Origin of the sequence: Chryseobacterium sp. SIMBA_029 (assembly GCF_046535275.1) — a bacterium.
Classification (GTDB): Bacteria; Bacteroidota; Bacteroidia; order Flavobacteriales; family Weeksellaceae; genus Chryseobacterium.
On record NZ_JAWRXA010000941.1, the window covers coordinates 1 to 229 of the forward strand.

Below are 229 nucleotides of genomic sequence, written 5' to 3' on the forward strand. Positions count from 1 at the left end.
ATGTTGGCTGGGAAGTCTACAGGAATTACATTCCGCGTTTCTGTTCCGAATTCGGCTGGCAGGCGCCGCCGAACTGGGCAACTCTGGAAGAGAGCGTCCATGATGCGCCGCTGACGCCGCAGTCACATGGTGTCTTCCACCACCAGAAGGCAACGCAGGGCAATGAGAAGCTGATCCTCGGCCTCTCGGGCCACTTGCCGGTGCCTGAGACGATGAATGACTGGCATTT

At 58.1% G+C, this 229-nt stretch carries 1 protein-coding gene; it reads left to right on the plus strand.

The annotated features are described in order from the left end of the window. Nucleotides 1-229, plus strand: a 229-nt coding sequence (locus SB679_RS26595; RefSeq protein ID WP_410705459.1) for a hypothetical protein, incomplete at both ends; no start/stop codon positions are given.